Origin of the sequence: Actinotalea ferrariae CF5-4, assembly GCF_000603945.1 — a bacterium.
In the GTDB taxonomy this organism is placed as follows: Bacteria; Actinomycetota; Actinomycetes; order Actinomycetales; family Cellulomonadaceae; genus Actinotalea; species Actinotalea ferrariae.
The window spans coordinates 1-4,824 of the sequence record NZ_AXCW01000286.1; the positions used below are offsets into that span (position 1 = coordinate 1).

The window sequence follows — 4,824 nt, forward strand, 5'->3', positions numbered from 1 at the left end:
CTCAGGCCGGTGGATCAGGGCTCAGACGGCGACCGGCTCCTTCGCGCCCTGACCCGCGGGCTTCGCCGCGGGCTGCGCGGTGGGCTTGGGCCGCGGCGCGGACGCCTCGCGGAAGTCGGCGCGGGGGTCGTGCAGACGACCGAGCGCGACCATCTCCCGTCGGAAGAACATCGCCAGCGTCCAGTCGAGCACGATGCGCACCTTGCGGTTCATCGTCGGCATCTGGGCCATGTGGTACGTCCGGTGCATGAACCAGGCCGGCCAGCCGCGCAGCTTGATCCCGTAGACCTGCGCCACGCCCTTGCCGAGGCCGAGCGAGGCGACGGTGCCGACGTGCTTGTGCTTGTAGGGCTCGACCGGCGCGCTGCGCAGGGCCCGCGCGACGTTGTCCCCGAGGTGCCGGGCCTGGCGGACGGCGTGCTGCGCGCTCGGGGAGCAGTAGCTGCCGGGGTTCGCCAGGTCCGGGACGGCGGCGCAGTCGCCCGCGGTCCAGGCGCCCTCCACGACGGTCCCGTCCTCGAGCGCGACCTGCAGGGTCGGCAGGGCGTTGAGCCGGCCCATGGCGTCCAGCGGCAGGTCGGACTCCTGGAGCACCGGGTTGGCCCGCACGCCGGCGGTCCAGACGATCGTGGCCGAGTCGAACTCGAGCCCGGTGGAGGTGACGACGTGCCCGTCGACGCACGAGCTGAGGAACGTCGACAGGTGCACCTCGATGTCGCGCTTGCGCAGCTGCTCGAGCGCGTAGCCGCCCATCTCCTCGCCCAGCTCGGGCAGGATCCGGGTCGAGCCCTCGATCATGACGAAGCGCAGGTCCGCCATGGAGATCGAGTCGTAGTACCGGACGACGTCGCGGGCCATGTCCTCGACCTCGGCGATCGCCTCGATCCCGGCGAAGCCGCCCCCGACGAAGGTGAACGTCAGCAGCCGGCGGCGCAGGTCGTGGTCCCACGTCGAGGCCGCGAGGTCGATCTTGCTGAGCACGTGGTTGCGGAGCGCGATCGCCTCCTCGACCTGCTTGAAGCCGATGGCCTCCTCGGCCAGCCCCGGGATCGGCAGCGTCCGCGCGACGGAGCCGAGCGCGACGACGAGGTGGTCGTACGTGATCTCGTACGCCTCGCCCTCGTCCGGCTGGAGGCGGACGGTGCGGTCGGCGTGGCGGATCTGCGTGACGCGGGCCGTGAGGCTGTCGACGCCCTCGAGCTCGCGGCGGTGCGCGACGACGACGTGGCGGGGCTCGAGCGAGCCCGCCGCCGCCTCGGGGAGGAACGGCTGGTACGTCATGTACGGCCGCGGGTCGACGACGACGATCGCCGCCTCCTGCTTGCCGAGGCGCCGGCGCAGGCGCAGCGCCGTGTAGAAGCCGACGTAGCCGCCACCGAGGACGAGGATCCGGGGGACCTTGCGCGGACGGGGCGAGCCGGAGGGCGTCACGGCGGTCGTGTGGGCCATAGCTCCCAGCATGCGCCTTTGTGAAACCCTTCACAAGCGATTCTCACGTCATGGACCGTGAGTCCGGCCACAGTCGTCCCATGTCTGAGCCCGTCCGCGACGGTGCGGGCAGGGCGTCGCCGCCCGCACACCGCAGACCGTGCCGCCCGCCCCGTCGGCCCCCCGCCTGCCGACCCGGCCGCACCGTGGCGGATTCCCCGCGCGCGACGCGGGGGACCATCCACGGTATGTGCAGCACACGAGGCGAGGTCAGGTTTCCGCGGTCGGGTCTCCGTCGCTCAGGGCGGGGCGCCGGGCCAGGCGCACCGCGGTCGCGATCGCGTCGTCGAGCATCGCCTCGGTGAGCCGCCCGGTCTGGGTGTTCTGCTGGGACACGTGGTAGCTCCCGACGAGGTGCACGACGACGCCGTCCGGCCGGCGCAGCGGGGCGTGCGCCCCGTGGGCGAAGACCGGCGCGGGACGCGGCACCTCCCAGCCGAAGGACCGCGCGGCGCCGAGCATGGACCGCCAGCCGAACGCGCCGAGCACGAGCACGGCCCGCACGGTCCCCGCGGTGAGCTCGACCTCCCGCCGGAACCAGCCCGCGCACGTGTCGCGCTCGACCGGCAGCGGGGCGTTGTCCGGCGGGGCGCAGCGCACGGCGGGCACCATGCGGACGTCGGTGAGGCTCAGGCCGTCGGCGGCGTCGACCGACTCGGCCTGCGACGCGAGCCCGGCCCGGTGCAGCCCCGCGAAGATCCAGTCGCCCGACCGGTCCCCCGTGAAGAGGCGTCCGGTGCGGTTCGCCCCGTGCGCCGCGGGCGCCAGCCCGACGACGAGGAGCCGCGCCGCCGGGTCCCCGAACCCCGGCGCCGGGCGCCCCCAGTACGGCTGGTCCCGGAACGCGCGGCGCTTGACGACGGCGACGTCCTCCCGCCACGCGACGAGGCGCGGGCACGCCCGGCACACCGACGACGCCGCGTCGAGGGCGGTGAGGTCGGGCGCCGCGTCGGCGAGCGCGACGACGTCGTCGGCGGTGGCGGCAACGGGCGTCGAGGGGTGCGCCGGGTCACCGGGCCAGCCCGCGCCCGGTGGGACGGGTGAGGGGAACCCCGCCCCCGTCCGCGGGTGCGGCAGGAGCCGTGACTCGGGCGGGCTCGGCGTCATGCCCCGATGATGCCGCCCGGTGGGGGCTTCGTCGTCCGGTCGGCTGCTCCCGGCGGGCCGGCGGGCCCGTGGGTCGCGACGGCTCAGACCCGGTCGGTCGCCCGCTCCGCCGCGCTCCAGGTGATGCCGTCGAGGATGTCGTGCTCAGAGGTCACGACGGTCCGCAGGTTGCCGCCGGAACGCGCGACCTCCGTCCGGACGCGCGTGACGACCGACGACCACACGAGGGCTCCTGCCCCGATGACGTCGACGCGGCCGGGGTGCATGAAGGGCAGGCGCTCCCGCTTCGCGCGGCTCATCACGAGCAGCTCGCGGCAGGACCTCAGCACCCGGTCCACGGGCAGCACGGAGCCGTCGATGACGTGCGGGTCGTAGGCGTCGAGGTCCAGCGCGTGCGCGGTGACCGTGGTGACCGTGCCGGCGAGCCCGACGAGCGTCGCGGTCCGTCCGAGGGGCACGTCCCGGGCCGCGGCGTCGAGCGCCGCCTCGATGTCGGCGCCGGCCGCGGCGATCTGCTCGGGGGTGTGCGGGTCGCCGGCGAGGTGCCGCTCGGTCATCCGGACGCACCCCACGTCCATCGAGTGCGCCGCGACGACCGACGTGGTGCCCAGGACGAGCTCCGTCGACCCGCCCCCGAGGTCGACGACGAGGAAGGGCCCGGCGTGCTTGCCGGCGAGCACCCCCGTCGCCCCGCGGAAGGACAGCTCCGCCTCCTCGTGGCCGCTGATCACCTCCGGCGCGACGCCCAGCGCACCGACGACCCCGTCGACGAAGTCCTGCCGGTTCTCCGCGTCGCGCGACGCGGACGTCGCCACGAAGCGGATGTGCTCGACCCCGAGCTCCTCGCAGCGCTGCGCGTACCGGCGGCTCGCGTCGAGCGTGCGCTCCAGCGCCTCCGGGGCGATGCGGCCCGTCCGGTCGACGCCCTGGCCGAGCCGGACGACCTCCATCCGGCGGTCCAGGTCCGTCAGTGTCCCGGCCTCGAGGTCGACGTCCGCGACCAGCAGACGGATGGAGTTGGTCCCGCAGTCGATGCCCGCCACACGCGTCATGGGCGCAAGGGTGCCACCTGCGCGCCCCGCCGGTCGCACCCGCCCAGCAGGCGCACACGCCCCCGACGGCGCCGCGGGTCAGCAGGTGCAGACGTCCGGCCGCCAGTGGTCGGCCAGGAGGGCCAGGGCCTCGTCGCCGAGCGGGTTCACGCCGGGTCCGGCGGCCAGCGCGTGACCGACCAGAACGTGCAGGCACTTGACCCGCCCCGGCATCCCGCCCGCGCTGATCCCCGCGATCTCGGGGACGTCGCCGAGCTCGGCCCGGCTGCGCAGGTAGGCCTCGTGGGCGCGTCGGTGCTGCGCGGCGAGCTCCGGGTCGTCGGCGAGCCGCTGCGTCATGTCCCGCATGACGCCGGACGCCTCGAGGGTGGAGACGGCGGCCACGGCGCGCGGGTGCGTCAGGTAGAACGTCGTCGGGAAGGGCGTGCCGTCGGGCAGGCGGGGGGCCGTCCGCACGACCGTCGGGCGCCCGCACACGCAGCGGGCCGCGACGCCGACGACGCCGCGGGGCTCCCTGCCGAGCTGGTCGGTGAGCGTGGCGAGGTCCGCGGCGCTGACCTCGCCGGGCACGGCCGGGGTCGCGGGCACGCGCGCCTCGTCGTCCTGCCCCGCCCCGCGGGGACCGGGCAGGTCGCGGTGGTCCGTCACTCGTCGCCCTCCGGGACGGGGACCTCGCCGGCGACCTCGACGGAGTCCCAGATGGTCGTGTACCAGGGCGTGCCCGAGCCGCCGACGGGCAGCGCCGGGCCGGTCTGGGGAGCCGTGGTGCCCTCCATCGCCGGCGCCTCGACCACGACCTCCGGGTCGATGACGCGGTACGGCGTCTCCCCCGGCATGACGTAGGACAGCCGCGAGCGGGCCTGGGCCTCGACGTAGGCCGGGTCCTCCCACCGGTCCAGCTCGGCGACGAGGTCCGCCTGTCGCTGCTGGGCCGCCACGAGGTCCTGCTCCATCGCGTCGAGCTCCGCCTGCTGCCCGAGGTAGGCACGCACGGACGGGAAGAGCAGCGTGAAGGCCACGAGCCCGACGACGCCCAGCACCATCGCCCGGACGGACAGGAGCCGCGCGAGTCGCACGGGACGGGCCTCGGACGGCGCGTCGGTGGCCCGGACCGGTCGGACGGGCGGGGCCGGTCGCGGTCCGGACGGGGCCCGATCGGCCGTCGGGCGGGGGGCGG

At 75.5% G+C, this 4,824-nt stretch carries 5 protein-coding genes; all 5 read right to left on the reverse strand.

The annotated features are described in order from the left end of the window. Positions 1–21: 21 nt before the first annotated feature. On the reverse strand, positions 22–1,449 hold the full coding sequence (locus tag N866_RS16395) for an NAD(P)/FAD-dependent oxidoreductase (RefSeq protein ID WP_034228378.1): 1,428 nt from the start codon (positions 1,447–1,449) through the stop codon (positions 22–24). A 249-nt stretch (positions 1,450–1,698) separates the two neighbouring features. Then, entirely contained in the window at positions 1,699–2,595 is an 897-nt protein-coding gene (locus N866_RS16400) for a uracil-DNA glycosylase (protein ID WP_034228381.1), read from the reverse strand. Between the two features lie 83 nt (positions 2,596–2,678). Further along, the gene (locus tag N866_RS22180) at positions 2,679–3,647 is read right to left on the reverse strand and encodes a Ppx/GppA phosphatase family protein (RefSeq protein WP_034228383.1); all 969 of its coding nucleotides are present in this window, start codon (positions 3,645–3,647) and stop codon (positions 2,679–2,681) included. Positions 3,648–3,725: 78 nt separating this feature from the next. After that, entirely contained in the window at positions 3,726–4,235 is a 510-nt protein-coding gene (locus N866_RS22185; RefSeq protein ID WP_052023171.1) for a DUF501 domain-containing protein, read from the reverse strand. A 56-nt stretch (positions 4,236–4,291) separates the two neighbouring features. Beyond that, a partial coding sequence (locus tag N866_RS16415) for an FtsB family cell division protein (RefSeq protein WP_216699469.1) occupies positions 4,292–4,824 on the reverse strand: 533 nt, incomplete at its 5' end.

What these genes read in the sequence shown, in the direction of transcription:
- N866_RS16395 (WP_034228378.1), bottom strand. Translation starts at nt 1,449, where the DNA reads ATGGCCCACACGACCGCCGTGACGCCCTCCGGCTCGCCCCGTCCGCGC.
- N866_RS16400 (WP_034228381.1), bottom strand. Translation starts at nt 2,595, where the DNA reads ATGACGCCGAGCCCGCCCGAGTCACGGCTCCTGCCGCACCCGCGGACG.
- N866_RS22180 (WP_034228383.1), bottom strand. Translation starts at nt 3,647, where the DNA reads ATGACGCGTGTGGCGGGCATCGACTGCGGGACCAACTCCATCCGTCTG.